Annotated in this window: 16 protein-coding genes and 1 tRNA gene; 7 read left to right on the top strand and 10 right to left on the bottom strand. The window is 69.4% G+C overall.

Annotated features, from left to right (window positions below; translation table 11 throughout):
- Nucleotides 1–29 precede the first annotated feature (29 nt).
- The gene (locus tag FMQ63_RS23365) at nt 30–959 is read left to right on the top strand and encodes a DUF2381 family protein (RefSeq protein WP_011554327.1); all 930 of its coding nucleotides are present in this window, start codon (nt 30–32) and stop codon (nt 957–959) included.
- An 11-nt stretch (nt 960–970) separates the two neighbouring features.
- Complete coding sequence (locus FMQ63_RS23360) at nt 971–1471, top strand: hypothetical protein (RefSeq protein ID WP_020478659.1); 501 nt, start codon at nt 971–973, stop codon at nt 1469–1471.
- Between the two features lie 120 nt (nt 1472–1591).
- On the opposite strand, the gene FMQ63_RS23355 is transcribed toward FMQ63_RS23360, so the two are convergent.
- Nucleotides 1592–1666, bottom strand: a tRNA-Thr gene (locus FMQ63_RS23355).
- A gap of 337 nt (nt 1667–2003) precedes the next feature.
- Between FMQ63_RS23355 and FMQ63_RS23350 the strand changes: the two genes are divergently transcribed.
- Nucleotides 2004–3554: a Glu/Leu/Phe/Val dehydrogenase gene (locus FMQ63_RS23350; protein ID WP_020478660.1), complete on the top strand. Its 1551-nt coding sequence runs from the start codon at nt 2004–2006 to the stop codon at nt 3552–3554.
- Between the two features lie 169 nt (nt 3555–3723).
- Here FMQ63_RS23350 and FMQ63_RS23345 read toward each other — a convergent pair whose 3' ends face one another.
- Entirely contained in the window at nt 3724–4083 is a 360-nt protein-coding gene (locus tag FMQ63_RS23345; RefSeq protein WP_013940932.1) for a PilZ domain-containing protein, read from the bottom strand.
- 167 nt (nt 4084–4250) lie between these two features.
- Here FMQ63_RS23345 and FMQ63_RS23340 point away from each other — a divergent pair, with 167 nt between their 5' ends.
- The gene (locus FMQ63_RS23340) at nt 4251–4886 is read left to right on the top strand and encodes a DUF6066 family protein (RefSeq protein ID WP_011554331.1); all 636 of its coding nucleotides are present in this window, start codon (nt 4251–4253) and stop codon (nt 4884–4886) included.
- A 12-nt stretch (nt 4887–4898) separates the two neighbouring features.
- Here FMQ63_RS23340 and FMQ63_RS23335 read toward each other — a convergent pair whose 3' ends face one another.
- The 6 genes from FMQ63_RS23335 to FMQ63_RS23310 all read right to left on the bottom strand — a co-directional run bounded on the left by FMQ63_RS23335 (nt 4899) and on the right by FMQ63_RS23310 (nt 11061).
- Nucleotides 4899–6332 carry a trypsin-like peptidase domain-containing protein gene (locus FMQ63_RS23335; RefSeq protein ID WP_011554332.1) on the bottom strand — a complete coding sequence of 478 codons (1434 nt, stop codon included), beginning with the start codon at nt 6330–6332 and terminating at the stop codon, nt 4899–4901.
- 99 nt (nt 6333–6431) lie between these two features.
- On the bottom strand, nt 6432–7061 hold the full coding sequence (locus FMQ63_RS23330) for a nucleotide exchange factor GrpE (protein ID WP_011554333.1): 630 nt from the start codon (nt 7059–7061) through the stop codon (nt 6432–6434).
- A 106-nt stretch (nt 7062–7167) separates the two neighbouring features.
- Nucleotides 7168–7413, bottom strand: a complete 246-nt coding sequence (locus FMQ63_RS23325) for an RNA polymerase sigma factor region1.1 domain-containing protein (protein ID WP_026113892.1) — start codon at nt 7411–7413, stop codon at nt 7168–7170.
- A 112-nt stretch (nt 7414–7525) separates the two neighbouring features.
- Nucleotides 7526–9550, bottom strand: a complete 2025-nt coding sequence (gene ftsH / locus FMQ63_RS23320) for an ATP-dependent zinc metalloprotease FtsH (protein ID WP_011554335.1) — start codon at nt 9548–9550, stop codon at nt 7526–7528.
- A 175-nt stretch (nt 9551–9725) separates the two neighbouring features.
- Nucleotides 9726–10652, bottom strand: coding sequence for a hypothetical protein (locus FMQ63_RS23315; RefSeq protein WP_011554336.1), 927 nt, complete (start codon nt 10650–10652; stop codon nt 9726–9728).
- A gap of 1 nt (nt 10653) precedes the next feature.
- Nucleotides 10654–11061 (bottom strand): (deoxy)nucleoside triphosphate pyrophosphohydrolase, encoded by a 408-nt coding sequence (locus FMQ63_RS23310; RefSeq protein WP_011554337.1) that lies wholly within the window; start codon nt 11059–11061, stop codon nt 10654–10656.
- Nucleotides 11062–11328: 267 nt separating this feature from the next.
- Here FMQ63_RS23310 and FMQ63_RS23305 point away from each other — a divergent pair, with 267 nt between their 5' ends.
- The 3 genes from FMQ63_RS23305 (at nt 11329) to FMQ63_RS23295 (ending at nt 16913) form a co-directional block, all read left to right on the top strand.
- Nucleotides 11329–11565 (top strand): helix-turn-helix domain-containing protein, encoded by a 237-nt coding sequence (locus FMQ63_RS23305; RefSeq protein WP_013940940.1) that lies wholly within the window; start codon nt 11329–11331, stop codon nt 11563–11565.
- Nucleotides 11566–11693: 128 nt separating this feature from the next.
- On the top strand, nt 11694–15503 hold the full coding sequence (locus FMQ63_RS23300; RefSeq protein ID WP_225909330.1) for a serine/threonine-protein kinase: 3810 nt from the start codon (nt 11694–11696) through the stop codon (nt 15501–15503).
- A gap of 78 nt (nt 15504–15581) precedes the next feature.
- Entirely contained in the window at nt 15582–16913 is a 1332-nt protein-coding gene (locus FMQ63_RS23295) for a serine/threonine-protein kinase (protein ID WP_020478661.1), read from the top strand.
- Nucleotides 16914–16918: 5 nt separating this feature from the next.
- Here FMQ63_RS23295 and FMQ63_RS23290 read toward each other — a convergent pair whose 3' ends face one another.
- Nucleotides 16919–18298: a sigma 54-interacting transcriptional regulator gene (locus FMQ63_RS23290; RefSeq protein ID WP_011554340.1), complete on the bottom strand. Its 1380-nt coding sequence runs from the start codon at nt 18296–18298 to the stop codon at nt 16919–16921.
- A gap of 57 nt (nt 18299–18355) precedes the next feature.
- Nucleotides 18356–20674: a hypothetical protein gene (locus FMQ63_RS23285; protein ID WP_011554341.1), complete on the bottom strand. Its 2319-nt coding sequence runs from the start codon at nt 20672–20674 to the stop codon at nt 18356–18358.
- Nucleotides 20675–20689 lie beyond the last annotated feature (15 nt).

Raw genomic sequence — 20689 nt, 5'->3', positions numbered from 1 at the left:
CACCACGCTCCTGGTAGGTTGTTCGCGCTATGAGACCTACCCAATTCACAAGGTCCATCCTGACTTTCGCAGCGCTAGCGACGTTGAGTGCGCAGGCCGCCGATCACTATCGGCGGTCCATCCTGCTCTCCGAGCATCCGGAGAACGGGACCCACTCCGTCTACGTGAAGGGGCAAGTCATCACGACGTTGCGCTTCGAGCAGCCCGTCAACCCGAGCAAGACGAAGGTGCTCGGCTGGGAAGGTCGACTCGAACCACTCACGGTGGTCCACAACAAGGTCATCCTGGAGCCCATCCGGGATCTCCACCGCGATGACGGCCTTCCGTTGGTCGTGACCTTGACGGATGGAACGGAGGTCCCGTTCCTTGTGAGGCCACCTTGGCCGAAGAAAGACAACGACTGGGCACCAATCCTCGACCAGCAGATCGACGTGTTCAAGAACCGGGAGAGCCACGCGTCGATGCACGCCGCGCTGGTTGATGCACTCGCGAAGAACGACGCCCTGATGGAAGAGAACGAACGCTACCGCAAAGAGGAGACCTCCGAGGACCACGCCCTGGCTGCCCTGCTCGCGTCGGGGGCGGTTGCGCAGACCCCGTTCACAATCTTTGACCACGTTTCTGGCAAAGATGCGGATGCCGAAGTTGATGCCACGATCTTCAAGGGCAAAGGCAAAGCGGCTGTGATCTTCAAGGTCAAGAACCTTGCCACCGAGAAATCCTGGAGCGTCAAGAGGGTGCGCCTTGTGACTGTGAATGGCGGTCATGACCGAGCGGTCGCTGTTCGTGCGACGGTTCGCGAAGTCATGCCCGGCGGGTCTGGTGTGCTGGCCGTTGTCGCTGACGGTGCCGCTTTCGTGGACGACGGCGTATTGACCAGCCTTTGGCTGGAGCTCTACCAACACGATGGACTGCGGCAGGCATTCGTCCAGCTAGATCCCACCCTCATTGCGAGATAAGAGCGGGGGGCATGGCCTCCGACAAGTTCGCGCTCTTGGGCTGCGTCGTCCTGCTCGTCACGTCCACTGGATGCCCTGGCTCCGCGACGGGTGGTGTCGCCGTCCGTCCCGATGGCAGCCCAGGGCCCCAAGCGTGCCCCGAGAAGGCTCGTGAGGCGATGAACTACCTCCGCATGTTCGTGGGGGAAGCCGCGTGGGTACAACTCGATGCGAACCAAACACGAGCGCGTCCCATCACTCTTTACGATGGGAACATCGAGTCCGTGCTCGAGGAGAACATCGGACTGATGGAGGCACCCGCACGGCTTTACGGCCGAGTCTGGACTGGCGGGCCGCAAGTCGTCATCCGGTACTACGCGGCCCAGCCGGTGAAGGGTGGCGACCCAGTGCCCATCTGCGCCGTGGCTCGCCTCGGGTTCGGGCAGCTCCGAAAGCACCCGGAGTCCAAGCCAGGGACAGCCATCCTCGATTCGCCCCGCGCAGGGGTCTACATCGTGGACGAGTTCCGGTGAGGAAGCAGGGCCGCTGAAAATGTCGCGGCCCCCAGCCTGGTTGGAGCAACGCCTGAGCGTCGATCGCGGCGGAAAAGAAAAAGGGCTGGTTGCCTGAAGCAACCAGCCCTTCTCTCTTCTTGGAGCCGACACCCAGGATTGAACTGGGGACCTACTGATTACGAATCAGTTGCTCTGCCGCTGAGCTATGTCGGCGCGACAGGTGCGCGGGGAGTACCATGGCGGCTCATGCCCGGCAAGCAGAAATGAAGGCGAGTACTCACCCTCCCCGCCACCTCGCCCGTTTTCCGCCCGCCCGCATCGTTGGTTTTCCAACCATCCCAACGATTGACCACCCTGACACGGATGACACACCGCGTCTGTCGTAGGTGACACATCGCGTTGACATAAGTGCCCGTTATCGCTCCAGATTCTTGGGAGAGGACGGGTGCTTGGCGCGGTTGAAGTCTCGGAGCGCCTATGTACATAAGGGCCCCGCTACCCCCACGTGCCTCGCCCACGAGCGGCGACGCGACAAGGAGCATCTCCCGTCATGGCCAGCGAAGAGAATTTCATGCGTGCCCCGGCCCCTACGCCCAAGCGCACCGTCTACACCGAGGCGATGGAGATCTTCCATCGTGCAGCGGACCTCATCGCGCTGGACAAGCGCGTCCGCCTCGAGCTGGAGGAGCCGGACTACGAGCACATCTTCTACGTCACGGCGAAGCTGAAGGACCGCCTCGTCCCGCTCTCCGAGGAGAAGGCGCGCACCTTCTCCAACCTTCCCGAGACGCAGGTGCGCAACAAGGAAGGCCTGGAGCTGCTGGCCAACGGCAACATCATCCTCAACGGCCGCGCCCTGCTGGGCTCGGACGTGGACATCCGCCAGGGCCACCTGCGCCTGCCCGACGGCAAGGTGTACCAGTTGGTCCCCGGTGAGTCGCAGCGCTTCAAGGCCTACCGCGTGCAGCACAACCAGGCGCGCGGCCCCTACAAGGGCGGCCTGCGCTACCACCGCGAGGTGTCCCTGGACCTCTTCAAGGCCCTGGCCGCGGAGATGACCTGGAAGACGGCCATCGCCGAGGTTCCGTTCGGCGGCGGCAAGGGCGGCATCCAGATCGACCCGCGCGAGTACGGCCGCGAGGAGATCGAGGCCATCACCCTGCGCTTCATGTACCGGCTCAAGAGCATGATTGGCCCGGACATCGACATCCCGGCGCCGGACGTGGGCACCAACCCCGGCATCATGGCCCTGCTCTACCGCCAGTACTCGGACGGTGAGCGCGAGCGCCACAACCTGCGCGGCATCGTCACCGGCAAGGACGTGCGCATCGGCGGCTCCGAGGGCCGCCACAAGGCCACCGGCCAGGGCGTCGCCTTCTGCATCGAGGACTACTACGCCGACCGCGGCGAGTCCGTGAAGGGCAAGACGTTCATCATCCAGGGCTTCGGCAACGTGGGCAGCCACGCCGCCAACATCCTGTCGCAGATGGGCGCCCGCCTGCTTGCGGTGAACGACGCCGACGGCACCATCTTCAATGGTGACGGCATCGACGTGACCGCGCTCTCCGCCTACGTGCAGGACCCCAAGAACCTCAAGCGCAGCGTGCTCGGCTTCCCGGGCGCCCAGCGCATCGAGAAGAAGGACCTCTGGGACGTCCAGGCGGACATCCTGGTCCCCGCGGCCCTGGGCGGCGAAATCACCGCCGACGTGGCCGAGCGCCTGCGCGTCAAGCTGGTGGCCGAGGGCGCCAACGGCCCCACCACCCCGGAGGCCGACCGCATCCTGGAGAAGCGCGGCATCGAGCTCATCCCGGACATCATCGCCAACGCCGGTGGTGTGACGGTGAGCTACTACGAGTGGATCCAGAACAAGCGCATGGAGCGCTGGAGCGAGGCCGAGGTCGACCAGCGGCTCGAGCGCGCCATGAAGCGCAACTACCGCATCATCCGCGACATCTCGCGCAACCAGCCGCGCAAGACGGAGATGCACGACAGCCGCCAGTACTGCATCGGTGAGACGGTGGACACCCGCTGCGCCGCCATGATTCTGGCGCTCAAGCGCATCGAGGCCCACTACCTCCTCGAGGGCTTCTCGCAGTAGTCGAAGCCACGGGCACCCGCCCACCGCTGGAAACACGAAGGGCACGGTCCTCCATCTGGAAGGCCGTGCCCTTTCGTTTTCACCGGGTCCGGAGGTTGGCTTGGGCGGCCCCCGCTGCTGTTCCGGGAAGCGCCAGGCCGCGAAGCCCCTCACGGGCCCCGGGCGGACGTCAGTGCATCACCCGCTCGCGGTCGACCAGCAAGAGGGGCGCGTCGTCCTGCGTCTCATAGGCCACGATGCGCAGCCCCACGCCGCGGCTGCTGCCCTCGCGCCCGTCCTTGCGCCCGAAGGCCAGGGCCACCTGGTAGCGGACCTCGCACAGGCACGTCATCTCCGTCCCGTCCTCGCCCGCGAACGTCACCTTCAGCTTCTCGCCCAGGCCCACCTGGTCCCGGACCTCCACGAACATGCCCCGCGCGCTGATGTTGCGACCCACCCCCCGAAGCATCCCATCCTGGGTGGTGAGGTAGACGGTGAAGACCTTGTCGAAACGGAGGTGGGAACGGCGCTCGTGAGGACGCTCAAACATGGGGGTAGCTCCCGGAACAGGTGGTGACAGGCGCAACCTACACGGTAGCCACATGTAGGCAAGTTCTTCACCCACATCCACCCTCACACACCCATGTAACGAGTGCCGGATGCTTTCCGAAATGGCACGATTCCGGGCTGAACCCCTGTTCCCCGGAGACCTCGCCCGTGAATCGCATCCTCCTCGCCGCCGCCCTCTTCCTCGCGCCCGCGCTTGCCCTGGCGGACGCGGACCCTCGCTTCGCCAAGCTGCGTGACGAAGCCGAGCCGCTGGGCGGGCTGGGGACCTTCTTGGATAAGTTCGTGGGCGCGTGCGACGGCCCCTTCGTGGACTCGCAGTGCAAGGCCAACGCGGAGGCGTTCCGGAAGAAGTACCAGGGCAAGCGGCTGTACATGATCGTCACCGAGGACGACGCCAGCATGCTCACCCCGGGGCCCTATTCGCTGGGAACGGGCGAGTACAGCATCAACATCACCCCGTTCTTCCCCGGCGGCAGCTCGGCGCTCACCCACGGGGCGCCCAAGAAGACGGACGGCAACGGCAACCCCATCCTCCCCTACCTCACCGTCACCGGTGACATGCCGGCGGGGTGGAACCTGCAGATGTTCAACCGCCTCTTCTCCACGCGCTCGGTGCGGGCGCAGATTGTCTTCACCCCGCAGAGCGTGTGGACCCTGCCCAAGAAGGGCGGCGGGAAGAGCCACGGCGTGACGGCGCGCATCGAAGCCATCTTCATCACGGAGGGTCGCAGCGGCCAGGCCATGGGCCTGTGGCTCCACGGCAAGGACGCCAAGAAGCGCTAACCGGGCGTCACCTCACCGGGCGATGGCGATGTACTGGAGCGCCTCGCCCCGCTTCACCCGCAGGAGGATGCTGACCCCGGCGCTCCCCTTCCCCAGCGCCGCGCGCACCCCAGCCACGTCCTTCACCCGGCGGCGGTTCACTTCCGTCACGACGTCTCCCGCCCGCAGGCCGGCCGAGTCCGCCGGGCTGCGCGGCGTGACACCCGACACCAGCACGCCGGACCAGGCCGTCTCCCCCAGGGGCGCGGCCACCTCCGGTGTGAGGTCACGGATCACCAGCCCCATCTCCTCCTCGCTGGCCGTCCGCTGGATGAGCCCCTCGGTGGCCTCCTGCGCGGGGCGCGCCACCAGCCGCACCGTCACTTCCTGCGTCTCAGTGCCCCGCGTCAGCGACAGGCGCGCCTCGGTGCCCGGCGCCAGCAGCGCCACCTTGCGCAACAACTGCAGGTAGGAGCCGATGGGCCGCCCGTTCACCGCCACCAGCCGGTCTCCCGGGCGGATGCCCACGGCCGCGGCCGGGCTGCCCTTGTAGACGTCCTTCACCAGCGGGGCCTGGCGCTCACCGCCCCCATTGCTCCCGTCGTCATTGATGACGACGCCCAGCCACCCACGCGCCAGCTTGCCGTTCTCCCGGAGGTTGGGCAGCAGCTCCTTCACCAGGTTGCTGGGGACCGCGAAACCAATGCCCTGCCCCTGACTGATGATGGCGGTGTTCACCCCCACCACCTCCCCCTTCATGTTGAAGAGCGGCCCACCGGAGTTGCCGGGGTTGATGAGCGCGTCCGTCTGGATGAAGTCGTCGAACTGGCCCACGCCCAGGACGCGCTCCTTGGCGGAGATCATCCCGTGGGACACGGAGTGGTCCAGGCCAAAGGGGTTGCCTATGGCCACCACCCAGTCGCCCACCGCCATCCGGTCCGAGTCCCCCAGGTAGACGGCGGGCAGCTTACCCAGGTCCACGCCACTGAGCCGCAGCAGCGCCACGTCCGTGGAGGCGTCACGGCCCACCACGGAAGCGGCGAACTCGCGGCCATCCGCCAGACGCACGGCAATCTGCTGCGCGCTGGCCACCACGTGGTTGTTGGTGACGACGAGCCCGTCGGGCGTCAGCACGAAGCCGGAGCCGGTGGACTTCTTCATCCCCTCCAGGCCACCGGCCCGGGGCCCCACGGTGGTGATGTTGACGACGCTCGCCTCCACCGCGCGGATCAGCGGCGCCAGCGAGGACGGGGGCACGAAGTGGGGGATGCCCGGGTCTCCCTCGGCGCGCTCGCGCCACAGGCCCAGGCTGCCCGTCTGCCCCTCGACACCGGCGGCCTGCGCGGCGAACCACGCAGCATGCTCCCGGGCCCGCGCGGAAAGCCACGCGTCGAGAGGACCCTCGGCGGCCGCCGCGACCGGGGCGAGCGCCAGCACCAAACACAGGGAGAAGAATCGGGAGAACACGGAGCGGCAGTCTACACGGCGGACCAGGGTCGAGCGGACTCAACAGCCTGGCCCGGCGCCCCCTTCCCGTGAGTGACGGGGGCGCCCTGGACGGCGGCGTCAGGCCTGGACGGGGGCGACGTACTTCGCCACCTTCACCCGGGCCGGACGGATGACGCGGTCCTTCAGCCGGTAGCCCGCACGCAGCTCGGCGACGATGCGGTGGTCGTCGTCCGGCGTGGCGGTCACTTCCATGTCGACGGCATCGGCCGTGTTCGGGTCGAAGGTCTGCCCGACGACCTGAAGGCGCTCGATGCCCGTGGACTGCGCCTTGCGCAAGAGCTCGTCACGAATCATCCGGACGCCCTCGGCCAGCGGCGAGGTGTCCTGGGCGCTGACGGACAGGCACCGGTCCAACTCGTCGATGGCCTCCAGCAGCGTGACAGCCACGTTGCCGCGCTCCACGTCCAGCATGCGCTCACGCTCCCGCGTCACGCGCTGCTTGAACTCCTCGCGGTCCTTCTCCGCGGCCTGCACCGCGCGGACGGCGATGTCGAACTTCTTGCGAAGCGTCTCCAGCTCCGCGACCATCCGCTCCCGCTCCGCGTCCTGACCGGCAGCCGCGTGCTCCTCCGGAGCCTGCTGCTGGGAGGAAGCCTCCTCGGCGGCGGAAACAGGTCCCTCGCCATTGGCCGAGGGGGGCTGCTGGGGGGCTTCGGGGGCTGCGTCGGTGCGGGTGTTACCGGCCATGTCTAACCTGAGGCGATGGTGGATGCGCAGTCTCGCGCGATAAGGTAGGCAGTCACTGCTGCCCGGAACCTAACCGCGAGACGGCCCCTGTCAACGCGGGAGCGAGCTAGTGCTCCTGCGGCGCGGCGGGAGCCTCGGCCATGAAGCCGTGGTCCACCTGCCCTGTCACCTCGTCGATGATTTCCACCTGGGCGGCCCGCAGCGAGTAATAGAGGAGCCACCGCTCCGCCGCCGTCAGGGTTCCCGCCGGCAAGGCCTCCTCAATCTCCTGAACCGTGAGCCGGCCCTCCTTGAGCCCCTTCGCGAAGAGGGCCTTGCGGGCGATGTAGCTCTTACCGATCCTGTTCTCCACGGCGACGCCTCCTTTCCTCCAAAGATAATTTCGCCCACCGGTCACCGCAGGACGTCGCGGTGGCGGTGGGTTTCGGGACGGCAGGAGGGCAGGCGCCCAGCCAACCGAAGTCTCAGGAGTCGAGCGCGTCCGAGTGCTGCGTGGGCGGCGTCTGGTCGTCACCGCCCCCGACGTCCACCGGGTGCGCGGAGATGACCTGACGCGCCTCCGGGTGCAGCAGGCCACGCTGCGCCAACACCTTGGGACCCAGAATCGTCACCATGGTGTCCTCCTCCACCACCTCCACGGCCAGAAGCCGGGCCGCCAACGCCTGGGCCCTGTCCTTGTGGGTGGTCAGCACCTGACGGGCCCTGTCGAGCGCTTCACTGACGAGCTTGCGCACCTCCTCGTCAATCATCCGCGCCGTCTGCTCGGAGTAGCTGCGCGTCTCCGGCACGCCCGCCGAGCGGAGGAAGCCCGGGCCATGGTCCGCGCTCAGGGCCACCGGCCCCAGCGTGCTCATGCCGTAGTCCCGCACCATCATCCGGGCCATTTCCGTGGCCTGGCGGATGTCGTTGGACGCGCCGGTGGAGATTTCCCCGATGAAGATCTCCTCCGCGGCCCGGCCGCCCATCATCCCCGCCATCTTGTCGCGCAGCTCGTCCAGCGACATGAGATAGCGGTCCTCCAGCGGCAGCGACATGGTGTAGCCCAGCGCCGCCAGGCCGCGCGGGATGATGGACACCTTCGTCACCCGCTCCGCGTGAGGCAGCATCCACCCCACCACCGCGTGGCCCGCCTCGTGGTGCGCGACAATCTCCTTCTCACGCTCGTTCATCCGGCGGTTCTTCTTCTCCAGACCGGCGACGACACGCTCGATGGCTTCCTCGAAGTCCGCCCGCATCACCGCGTCGCGGTTGCGCCGCGCGGCCAGGAGCGCGGCCTCGTTCACCACGTTGGCCAGGTCCGCGCCCGCGAAGCCCGGGGTGCGCGAGGCAATGGCCTTGAGGTCCACGTCCGGTCCCAACTTCACGCCCTTGGCGTGAATCTCCAGCACCCGCTCGCGGCCCCGCTTGTCCGGCCGGTCCACCAGCACCTGCCGGTCGAAGCGGCCCGGACGCATCAGCGCGCTGTCCAGGATCTCCGGACGGTTGGTGGCCGCCAGGATGATGAGACCCGCGCGGCTGTCGAAGCCGTCCATCTCCGCGAGCAGTTGGTTGAGCGTCTGCTCACGCTCGTCATGCCCACCGGCCACGCCCGAGTTGCGGCTCTTGCCAATGGCATCCAGCTCGTCGATGAAGATGATGCACGGCGCCTTCGACGTGGCCTGGGCGAACAAGTCGCGGACTCGCGCGGCGCCCACGCCGACGAACATCTCCACGAACTCGGAGCCCGACAGACTGAAGAAGGGGACGCCCGCTTCACCCGCCACGGCTCGCGCCAGCAGCGTCTTGCCCGTACCCGGAGGGCCCACCAGCAGCACCCCCTTGGGGATGCGCCCGCCCAGGCGGCGGAACTTCTCGGGCGTCTTGAGGAACTCGACGATTTCACGCAGCTCGTCGACCGCCTCGTCCACGCCAGCCACGTCCTTGAAGCCCACGCCGGTATCGGCCTCGGCCTGCACCTTGGCGCGCGTCTTCCCGAAGCTCATGACGCTCTGCGGGCCCTGGCCCATGCCGCCGGCCACCCGGCGCATCATGAAGCTCCAGAAGAGGAAGAAGAGGCCCAGGGGCAACAGCCATATCCACAGCGCCTCGCCCAGCCCTGACTGCGGCACGGCCTCGAACTGGATGCCCTTCTGCTCCAGCAACGGCACCAGCCCCTCGTCACCGGCGACGCGGTAGGCCATCCACGGCAGGGCGCTCGGCTCGCCGCGCAGCGTGCGCTCCCCGTCCGCTGGAGGAGGAGGCGGCTGCGCCGTGTCCTTGAGGAAGCCCTTCACCCACTCGTTCGAAATCTGGACCCGGCTGAAGTTCCCAGCTTCCACCCCGTCACGGAACTGGCTGTAGCTCACGCGCCGCACGCCCGCGTCCTGGAAGACGTTGCGGAACAGCAGGAAGCCCAGGACGAGTAACAGGATGTAGCCCAACGGAGAGCCGAACTTGAACCCCTTCCCCGTTGGCGTTGGCTTGTCTGTCTTCTTTCCGCGTGGGCCCATCCCAGGCGGCAAATCCTGTGGCTTCATCGTCGGCACGCTCGACCCTCCCCCTCCCCCGCCCACGCGGACACAGTGACCGCGAGGCGTCTTCCCTGGCGGGCCAAAGATGTTCACCGTTGCCATACCGTCAACCCGCCAGGCGGGCTTCACGCTATGTGCGGGCCCTTGCGCCGAATCAGCGACACCCGATGAGCCACAAGGGTTGGCCAGTGAACTCCGTGCCCAACAAATAGCCGTTGCCGTCTTGCACGAAGGTGATGGCTTCTGCCTGGGCTTGGCTCCCGCTCGGAACCTCGACGAGCTCTCCTTGCAACAGGTCCTCCAGCCGCGCGGCGCCGGGGCGGCGCAGCTCGTACGCGCGCGAGTAGGTGCGCAGCAGCAGCCGCTCACCGGAGGGATGCAGGGAGGCCGCGGTGGTGGCCCGGTCCATCCCGAGCGGCGCCGTCAGCGTCCCCAGCTTCCGGGCCTGGATGGGGGTCTCCGCGCTCAGGCCATCCAGCGCGAAGACATCTCCCAGGGAGTCCAGCGTCTTGGTGATGACGGCCAACCGGCCAGAGCGGGCGTCGATGATGACCGACTCCGCGTCGCGGGGCCCGCCCGGGTACATGAAGGACAGTACGTCCACCGGCACCGTGGCATCCTCGAGCGCCTCCGGTTCTGGCAGCCGGTAGAGCCGCACCTGCTCCCGGCGCGCGAAGTTGTCACCGATGTCCGCAAGATAGACGCAGCGGCGCGACGCCCCCGAGGCGCAGGGCCCCACGGTGACGTCCTCGATGTCGCGAGGGGTGGCCCCGGTGAGCGTCAGCCGGGCGAGGATGCCGCCCTTCGCGTCCATCGCGAACAGCTCGAAGCCGTTGCCGGAGTCGTTGTGCGCCCAGAAGGCCCCCGGGTGGCGCTGGCTGGCGGCCAGGCCGGAGAGCTCGGGCAGCACGTCGGGCACGGTGCCGAACCGCTGAGGCTCGCCGTAGAGCGTGCACCCCGGCACGCCCTGGGCAGGGACCTGGTTCGTCGCCTCGGGTGGAGGCGGCGCGGGCGGCGGCTTGGAGCGGGAGCACGCGCCCAGCACTCCGGCCAGCACCGCCAGGAGGAGACGGCGCGGCACGTCAGTTGTCCAGGTCGAGCAGCTTCGCCAGCGTCTTGGCATCCGCGTCCGGGAAGCGGTACGCGGACATCTCCTCCAGCGTCACCCAGCGGTGGTCATGCACGCGCAGGTGTTGGACTTCCTCCGTCGGCCGCGAGAGCCGGCAGTGGAAGACGCGGAAGTCGATGTCGTAGTTGGGGTACTCGTGGTGGGTGTGCATGGCCTGACCCAGCACGTCCACCTCCACGCCCATCTCTTCCTGGATTTCCCGGGCAAGGGCCTCGGCGTCCTCTTCACCCTCCTCCACGCGCCCGCCGGGGAACTCCCACAGCAAGGGCAGTGACGCGGTGGGGGGGCGTTGGGTGATGAGGTAGCGCCCCTGCTCATTCTGGAGCATCGCACCGACGACACGGACCTGACGGCGGGCCATTCGCTTCTCCTCTTTCTGGCGGGACACCGGGGGGAGGGGCGAACTAACACACCCCCCGCCCGGCGCCAATGCCGCAACCCCAGTCGCCCAGCCTGCGCACGTCCGGACAACCTGACCACCCTCCCCCTGGGCCGCACAGTCGCCGCGGACGCCCGGGGGGCTTGCCCCGGCCGACCGCCCCCCGGGCAATGTTCGGGTCCGTGCGCCAGCGCACCGGCATGTGGTGAATTGGATGACGGGAACGCGAGAAGGCGTCATGCTCGGCCCATGACGACGAGTCGTAGGGAAAGGGCCGAGGTGCTCGGAGCGGCACTGAAGGCCGCCCGCCAGCAGGCGGGGCTCGGCATGGAGGAGGTCGCCGAGCAACTGGAAATCCCCGTGGAAGTGCTCGCTCGGGTGGAACGAGGGGTGATGGTGCCGACCATTCCCACCCTGACGCGCCTGTGTGTGATTCTGAAGCTGGACCCGGATGTGCTGCCCGAGCTGCCGGAGATGAGTGACTGACGTCCGGGCGTGGCCGGCCTAGCTCCCGGCCCCGAGCTCCCACGCCCATGCGTTGCCCCACCTGCCATCGCCGCGTGGCCGAGCGCTGTCCTCGCCACGGCCCGGTCGAAGCGCGTGCCCCAGGCTCCGTGCCGGAGCCTCCGGATGTGGTGGGCTATGTCCTGGGAGCGCCCTTGGGGCGCGGTGGGTTTGGACGGGTGTTCGCCGCGCGGCGTGAGGTGGATGGGCAGGACGTCGCGCTGAAGGTGTTGGAGCCGCTCGCGGGCGAACGGCTGGGGCGGGAATTGGAGGCCCTGCGCCGCATCGGTCCCCCCGCCGTGCCGCGGCTGCTGGGCGAGGCCACGACCCGCGCCGGTGAGCGGGTGGTCATCATGGAGCGCATCGAGGGCCCGACGCTGGCTCGGCGGTTGGCGACGCTGCCGGGCGCCGGGGCCCTGCCCTGGGCCGATGCGGCCCTGCTGACACGAGCCCTGGCGGAGGCGCTGGCCCAGGTCCATGCGGCGGGCGTGGTGCACCGGGACCTGAAGCCGGAAAACGTCGTGCTGTCCGAAGGGCGGCTCGTCCTGCTGGACTTCGGGCTCGCGCGGCTGACGGCCCAGGATGATGGGGAGGGGCTCTCGCCAGGGCTCACCCGCACGGGTCAGCGGCTGGGGACCCATGAGTACATGTCACCCGAGCAGTGCCGGGACGCGCGATACATCGACGCGCGCGCGGACCTGTATGGGCTTGGGGTCATGTTCTTTGAGTTGCTGTGTGGTCGGCCTCCCTTTGTCGGAGAGGCGGCAGCGGTGCTCCAGGCGCATGTCTCGCGGCGGCCTCCGGCGATACGGACGCTCGCGCCTTGGCCGGTGCCCCCGGCGGTGGAGACATTGGTTCAGCGGCTGCTGGCCAAGGTGCCCGAGGACCGGGGAGACAGTGCACGGTCGCTGGCGGAGGAGTTGCGCGAGCTTCAGGGCGCTGGCGACGCGCTGGGCACCCATGCGGTGTCCGGGGCCCTGGCGGAGAACCCGCGCCACGCCACGGGGGCGTCATGGACAGACACGGGCCCTTCAACCGCCCCCACCCCAGGCTCCAGCCGAGCCACGCGCGAGGTGGCCGTCCTGGGTGTGAAGTCCTCACTGGATGCACCGGCCTTGCAGGCCTCCCTCACCGGAAGCGGCGTCATCCTCGCGCGCGTGGAGCCGGGCCTTTGCCTCTTCGCGTTCCCCCACGAAGCGGCGGTGGAAGCCGGGCTGCGCGCGGCGCTCCGGGCCGCGGAGGTGCTGAAAGCCGCCCTCCCCCCAAACGCAACGCTCGCACTTCATTGCGCACCGCTGCGCATTCGTGAGCGTGCAGGTCGCTTGACGGTGGGTGGCGCGGCGGTGGAGCGGCCCGAGCGGTGGTGGCCATCGCTTGAATCCGTCTCCACCCCTGAGACGGTCGCACTGACGGCCAGCGCCCGCGCCCACCTGGGCGACCTGCCATACAGCACGCCGCATGGGGACGCGCTGACATCTCCTGACGTCCTCCTGGGCCGGGACACGGAACGGCAGTGGCTGCGCGAAGCCCTGTCGCGCGTGCAGGCACACGGCGCGCCCGTGCTGCGCACCCTGCTGGCGGAAGAGGGCCAGGGCAAGACACGCCTGCTCACGACGTGGCGGACCGAACTGGAGGGCACGCCCGGCGTCTCCGTGCGCTTCGTCGAGGCGCTCCCGGATGAAGGCAGCGCGAGCGAAAGCGGCCTGCGAAGTCTCATCAACACCGTCCTCGGCCTGCCAGCCCAGACGCCCTCGGATGAAGCGCTGCGCCGGCTGCTCGCGGACGCGCGTCCCCCGTTGGATGTGGCCACCGTGCACCCGGCGGCGCGCAGGCAACTGGTGGCGAGGGCCATCGCAGCACACCTGTGGCGGCTCGCGGCCGCTCAGCCCCTGGTTCTGCTGGTCGATGACGCGCACACGCTGGACCCCACGGCCCTGGATGCATTGGAACTGGCGACGCTCTCTGGCGAGGGGGCCCCCCTGTGCGTGGTGCTCGCCGGCCGGCACCGGCTGCTGGGCCTGCGCCCCTACCTGGGGGAACGCGCACGAGACGCCGAACAGCGAGAGCTTCCTCCCCTTCCGGAACACGATGCGCGCGAGCTGCTTCGCCAGTGGCTGCGCCCCGTAGACCTGATTGCCGAAGGCGTGTTGAGGGAGCTGGTGGACCGCTGCGGTGGCTCACCGCTGCGCATGCTGGAGACGGTGCGTGCCCTCCGAGGCGCGGGCGCCATCCGTACCCGTCCGGATGGGGGTGGCTACCTCGCCGCGGACGCCCTGAACGGGCTGGCCCCGGACCGCCCGGGCGCGGATGAACGGCTCGCCGAACGAAGCCTGTCGGGCCTGCCCCCTGGCATGCGCGCCCCTCTCCAGATCGCGGCACTCCTGGGAGACGACGTGCGGCTGGAGGAGCTCACCGCCACGCTCGCCCACCTGGAGACAGACGCGGACCTGGACCTGTCGCTGGACCCGGGCGTCGCGATGGAGCGGCTGGCACGAGCGGGCATGCTGGAACCCCGAGGTCCGCGACGCTGGCTCTTCGAACACACCACCCTGCGCGAAGCCTTCACCGCCCTGCTCCCTCCGCCACTGAAGCGGCGCATCTGCACGGCCGCCTTGCGCGCCCTGCCCGCGACGCCCACCGCCCGAAGGGCCCGTCTGGCCGAGTCCGCCGGAGATTCCCTCCAAGCCACGGCCCTCCACTGGAACCTGGCCGAATCCGCTCGCCACGCGCACCGGCTCCTGGAGGCGGAACGGCACTACTCGGCCGCCCTGTCGCTGGTGCCACGCACCGAAGAGGCCGTCCGGCTGGAGCTGCTGTCGGGACGAGGACGCGTGCGCTACCGCCTCCAGCGCATCGACGACGCCGTGGAAGACCTGCGCGCCGCCCGCCTGCTGGCCGAGGCCCACCGCGATGGGGTGCGCGAAGCGGACTTGCTGCTGGAAGAAGCCACCGCCCTCGACTGGCAGGACGACGCGATGGGCTCCACCGCGCTGTTGGAGCAGGCCCTGCACTGCCTGAAGGACGCCGTCCCTCCGGAGCTGGCCGCGCGCCATGCCCTGGCCCAGGCGCGCGTCTTCGTGCGGCGGGAGGACATCACGGGGGCCGTGCCCGCCCTGGAGCGCGCCGTGGAGGCCGCGCGGTCCGGAGAGGACTCGGAGACGGAGGCCATCGCCCTGGCCATGCTGGGCGCGATGCTGGCGTGGACCGACCGGCTGGACGACGCCTCGCGCCGCTTCGACGAAGCCATCGCCCTGTGCGAGGCGACCGGCGACACCCTGCACCTGGGCGTGGCCCTCAACAACCGGATGGTGCTGCATGTCCAGCGCCGGGACGCGGCGGGCGCTCACGCGGACCTGGAGCGCGCGGTGACCCTGGGACGCGAGCTGGGCAACGTGCAGATTGAACGGACCTCCGCCTTCAACCTGGCGCTGCTGCTCGGCTACCAGGGCCGGGCCATGGAGGCATTGCCCCTGGCGCGGCGGGCCGGCGTGCTCAGCCAGCGCTTCTTCCCCCGGTCCATGGCCCAGGATGCGCTGCTGGTGGCGCGCCTGTGCTGCGAACTGGGAGACCTGCCCGAAGTCGCACGTCAGCTCGCCTGGCTCGAGGAGCCGGACACGCGGCAGCGTCTGTCACCTTCGGACGCGCTGATGTTGTCCGTGGTCCGGCGCGTCGTGAACGAGGCTCGAGACGCCCTTCCCTACGGCGCCGATGCCTGGGCCCACCTGGTGGAAGAGTCACGCCGGTTGGCCGCGCCTGATGAGCGGCTGGAGATTCTCGTCTGGGCGGCTCGCGCGGCTCGCAAGGCCGGAGACACGGAGACGCTGTTGGCTCGGGTCGCGGAGGTCGAGGAGACCGCACGCGAAGCGCCGCTGTGGACGGACCGCGTCCGCGCGCTGGTGGCCCCGGCCGAAAGCCCCTAGCGGGACGGCCACGCCCAGTGCGGGGCCGAGAACCGTGTTAGCACGGGGTGTCACCGCAAAGGCACGGAGGGATGTCCCATGGCCGGTGGGCCCCCACGCGAACACGCCATATCGCTCTACGGAGACGAGCTGGAACCCGGAGCGCTGGTGGGCGACTGGGTCATCGAGTCACGCGTCCACGCGGGCGTGACCGCGTGGCTCTATCGCGCGTCGCACCTGTCCACCCGGGCTCCCGCCGCGGTGAAGGTGGTGCGTGCCGAGTTCAACCACGTCACCAACGTGCTCCGCCGCTTCCAGCAGGAAGCGGACACGCTCCGGGCGCTGCGCCATCCCCACATCGTGGAGGTGCTCGAGCACGGCGACCTTCGCGACGGACGCCCCTGGCTGGCCATGGAATGGCTGGGGGGCGAAAGCGTGGACCAGTGGCTCACGCACCGAGGTCCCTTCTCCCTCGCGGAGGCGCTGACGGTGATGGAGGAACTGGGCGCCGCGCTGCACTTCGCTCATGGCCGCGGCATCCTGCACCGGGACCTCAAGGCCCAGAATGTGATGGTCATCCCCCTGGCGGAGGGCTTCACGGTGAAGCTGGTGGACTTCGGCATCGCCCGCGTGGAGCCACCGGAGGGGCTCGCTGGCCTGACGTCCGGCGGCGCCGTGCTCGGCACGCCCGTGTCCATGGCCCCCGAGCAGATTCGTGGACAGGCCCTGGACGCACGCACCGACCTGTACGCGATGGGTGTGCTTCTCTACCAACTCCTCACCGGGAGCCTGCCTTTCGAGGGCACCAGCGTGGTGGAGGTCGAGGAGCAGCACCTCCATGCGCCACCACCGCACCTGGATGAACGGGTGCACGCACCGCCAGCACTGGACGCCGTGGTTCAACGGTGTCTCGCGAAGGCCCCAGGGGACCGCTGGCCGGACGTGCCCGCCTTCCTCGATGCCTTGCGCGCGGCGCTGGCGCCCACCCCGGATGCGACATGGGCCGTGGCTGTCTATGTGGACCTCCGCTTCCCGGTGGCCCTGGATGAGCCCACCGACGCGGACCTGGATGCCAGGGACGCCACGCTGGACGCGACGCTCACCGAACTGGAGACCCGAGGCTGGATGCTCGCCCTGGAGAGTGGCAACGCCGTGCTCGCGTGGAAGTCACTGCCTCCCGCCTCCGAGGCCCGTGTCCCTGCCCTGGTGGAAGCGCGCCAGGTGGCGGATTCGCTGTTGCGGCAAGCGTGTGAGGCCGCGGGTGACAGCGTGGAAGTCCGCGTCTATGCGCACGCGGCCCTGTGTGAGCTGAACACGGACGCCCAGGGCCTTCCGCGGTTGGCGGGTGGTGAGTTGCTGCGCCTGGAGTCCTGGGCTTCGGGAGGCACGGCGGGCGAGGTCCTGCTGTCGGATGCACTCGCCAGCCGGTGAGCGGGCTACGTCCGCAGCCGGTGCCGGCGCAGCAGGCGGTACAGGTACACGCGGTCCATGTCCGCGGCGGTGGCGGCCTGCGACACCTTGCCTCCGTGGAGCTTGAGGAGCGCATCCAGGTACTCGCGCTCGAAGACCTCCAGCGCGCGGCGGCGGGCCTCCGCGTAGGGCTGCTTCGGGTCCACCAGGCTGCGCAGCACCGCTTGCGCGCTCACCTCCTCGGCGTCCGGCGGCATGGCGTCCTGGAAGACGAGGCAACGCTCCAGGTGGTTGCGCAGCTCGCGCACGTTCCCCGGCCACGCGGCGTGCTGGAGCTGCGCGATGAACTCCGGCGTGCTCAGCGCCGCGAGCTGCTCGGAGCCGGCCCCGAAGGCCATGAGGATTCGCTCCGCGATGAGGGGGATGTCCTCGGGCCGCTCCCGCAGCGCGGGGATGATGATGCGCACCACCGCGAGGCGGAAGAACAGGTCAGAGCGGAAGCGCGCCGCGTTCACCTCGGCGCGCAGGTCCCGGTGCGTGGCGGCGATGACACGCACGTTGACGGGCTGGTACCCGTTGGCGCCCAGCCGGCGAATCTCCTTGTTCTCCAGGACGCGCAGCAGCTTCGGCTGCAGCTCCGCGGGCAGCTCGCCAATCTCGTCCAGGAAGATGGTGCCGCCATCCGCCTCCTCGAAGGCGCCAACGCGGCGCTGGATGGCGCCGGTGAAGGAGCCCTTCTCATGGCCGAACAGCTCGCTCTCCAGCAGGTTGCCGGGAATGGCGCCGCAGTCCACGGTGAGGAAGGGCCCCGAGGCCCGGGCGCTGGCCTGATGGATGGCGAAGGCGGCGCGGCTCTTGCCCGTGCCCGTCTCCCCCTCCAGCAACACCGTCGCGTCGCTCGCGGCGGCTCGCTCCATGAGGGCGAAGCTGGCGCGCGTCACGGGCGACGAACCCACCAGCTCACCGAACGTCGTGCGGTCGGAGATGAGCAGCCGGTTCGTCTCCGGGCTGAAGTCGAACCGGACGCTCACCCGGCCCAGGCGCAGGATGCTGCCGCCACGAAGGTACGCGTCGCGCACGTGGACACCGTCGAGCACCGTGCCATTTCGGCTGTCCAAATCCCGCAGGCGGGCGCCGTCGTGGTCGACCTTCACCTCGCAGTGGAAGCGCGAGACGGTGGGCTCCTCGATGACGAAGTCGTTGAGCCCATGCGAGCCAATGGAAAACGTGTCCGCGTTGCTGTCCTTCGACTGCCCAGGCTGCGGACCTTCGAGGACGGTGAATCGGAAGCGGCGAACAGCGCCCGAGGTCCCGGGCCTTCCTGTACCTGTGGGCCGCGTCTGCTGGACGGAATCAGGCCCTTCGGCTGGACGGCCCGCCCCCTGGGGTCGCTCGGTGTGACTCATAAGGAATGGACGCTATCACCGTGGACGCCACGCCAGCGGGCCCGGTGGCCATTTGACCTACCGGAGGCCCCATTCGACGACGAAGTCCGGCCCGTCCTCCACGCGAGACAGCCGGGCAAACGACTCCGGGCGTTCGTCCCCCGTCCACAGACCGACGACGTCGCCCAACAGCCAGTGGGACAGTGAGCGCGCCACCCGCTGCACCCCGTCTCGCGGCACACCCGACAGCGAGCGCTGCGATTCCATCATCGCGCGCACCGTCCGCGACGGAACCACCCAGCACTCGGCCCGAGGAAACGGAGGCGCCAGGAACAGGCAGAACGCGGCATCGGTCCGCAGCAACTGCGCGTCCAGGTGCTCCCGGCCCAGCCGGAATGCGGGCAGCCACTGACCTTCTCCGCGCTGTTCGAGCTTCACCACCTGCACGGACACCACGCGCCGCGTGCGCAGGAAGTCGCCCACCGCCACGTCGAGGACGAAAGCCACCTCCACCCCCAGCCGCGCGGCGGCCAAAGGCGGAGGCACGGCCTCCGGAGCCACCTCGCCGTCCACCGGGACAGGCTCGGGCACGGGCTCCGGTTCACGGCGCCGGACCGTCATCGATAGTTCCCACGGCGAGGGCTGCCCCTGGGCCATCAACGCGGCGACGTCCGCCTTCACCCGCGCCAGCTCGGCGCGCAGTGCTTCGAGCAGGTCCGCCGCCAGCGTCTCGGTGTCCTCGCGGAAGCGCTCCGGATAGCGAGAAGAGAACTCCGCCTCCACTCGACCGAAGGCGCCCAGCAACAGCTCCTCCAGGTCCCGGTCACGCAGCCACGTCCGGCCTCCGAGCGGCACCGCGCGCGTCACATGCAGGTGCCGCAACGCCTCCGTCAACGTCGCGGGGCCTGAAGCCTGCGAAGGCTCCACGGGGGCACCCGGCTTCCCCTTCGCCGACGGGCCCTGGAACCAGGACTGGAGCGTCCGGACGCGGAGGCGAACACGTGACGACGGGTGCTCCTTCAGCCGCTTCACCTGTCTCCGGTCGGTCGCGGTGCGCACCAGCGCCAGCACCGTGAGCTCCGCTTCGGACGAAGCGGCATCCGGCGCGCACCAGAGGAAGAACTCGATGGCCGCCTTGCGCAGCACGGGCTTGCGCCCCACGCGGTCGGCGACTTCCTGACGCCACGCCGCCAGCTCGTCCAGACCGGGCCGCACGGCACCGGGCATGAAGCGAGGCCACAGCTCGGCACATTCTTCCGCCAACCAGTGGAGCTGGTCGAATCCCGGCGCCCCCGGCTTGAGCTTCGACAGCGCGCGCTTGCGGCGGTCAAAGGCATCTGGCGCGCCCTTGCGCACGGCGGCACGGAACAACCGCTCCTCCAGCCACAACAGCGTGAGCACCAGACCCGGCTCGCCCTTGCGCAGCGTGGCCTGGCAGTGGTCGAGCACGAAGCGCACGGGGCCCAGGTCCGCCGAGGCCTCGAAGTCGCCGTTCACCAAAGCGCCCAGCGCCCCGCGCAGGCCGTCCACCGGCGGCGCATCGAAGCGCGCCAGCAGCTCGCACAGGTTCTCCACCACTTCGGGAGGACCGCCGACCTCCAGCGTGCGCGACAGCAAGAGCCCCGCCCGAGCGCACCAGTCCGGCTCCTTGCGTCCACCGGGGTAGCACGCCAGGAAGCCACTCATGCCGCTGCGGCCCTCCGGCGACGTCGCCAGCGAGAAGAGCCGCTCGGCCAGGACCTCCGAAGCTTCCCGCCACGGCAGCCGCGCGGCCCGCGTCCGGATGAACTCCGCCAACCGGTCGCGCCCGTCCGCAGCCGTCGCCGGCATCAGCGCGCGCAGTTGCTCCAGCAGCGCGACGGACTTCGCGCCGGTGCCCAACACCTGACGCAGGTCCACCTCCACCGCGCCGTGGAAGCGCAGGGCCCGGCCGTCGAAGGTACACGGCGCGTCGCCGACGAGGGACTGGAGCGCGTCCGGGTGCCGCTTCAGGATGCGCGTCAGTACCGTGGTGACGGTGGCTTCCGTCTCACGCCGCACCCGCGCGGCCGTGTCCACGTCCCCCACCTCCTGCAACGCAGCCAGCATCGTCTCCTGCCGCGCCATCAAGCGCGGCAGCAGGCCCCGGGGCGGCACGGCATAAGGCCACAGCAACTCACTGCATGAGGAGAGCAGGAACAACAGCTCGCCGAGGGTCCGCTCGCCCTCGTCCAGCCGGCTCCAGGCCGCCGCTTGCGCCAGGGTGCGCTCATCCAGCGAAGCGCCTCGCACCCAGGCCGCGAAGGACTCGCGCCACTGGGTGGACGCGGCCATGGCCTCCGCCGCGGGCGTCCCCGTCACCGTCTCATAGAGGGGCCGGAGCGACTCCGGCCACCCGGTTTCATTGACGGGCTGCATGCTCTCTCACGCGCC

Source organism: Myxococcus sp. CA005, assembly GCF_006518205.1.
Classification (GTDB): Bacteria; Myxococcota; Myxococcia; order Myxococcales; family Myxococcaceae; genus Myxococcus; species Myxococcus xanthus.
Note: the sequence above shows the minus strand (reverse complement) of the source record. Positions and strands in the feature narration are given on the sequence as shown.